Source organism: Secundilactobacillus silagei JCM 19001 (assembly GCF_002217945.1).
Lineage (GTDB): Bacteria > Bacillota > Bacilli > Lactobacillales > Lactobacillaceae > Secundilactobacillus > Secundilactobacillus silagei.
On the sequence record NZ_BCMG01000060.1, the window covers coordinates 1 to 250 of the forward strand.

General features: G+C 52.8%; 1 rRNA gene. It reads left to right on the forward strand.

Annotation, left to right across the window (positions count from 1 at the left end):
• Nucleotides 1-250, forward strand: a 23S ribosomal RNA gene (locus CES79_RS12545); the annotation flags it as partial.

Here is a 250-nt window from a genome sequence, read left to right on the forward strand (position 1 = left end):
ACAGCCCAAACCAGGAAGCTTGCTTCCTGGGGTTGTAGGACTGAACATTTGAGTTACCAAAGCAATGAATAGTCGAACGGTTTGGGAAGACCGGCCATAGCGGGTGATAGCCCCGTAGACGAAATTCGTTGCCCTCAGTTCAGGATCCTGAGTACGGCCAGACACGTGAAACCTGGTCGGAATCCGGGAGGACCATCTCCCAAGGCTAAATACTCCCTAGTGACCGATAGTGAACCAGTACCGTGAGGGA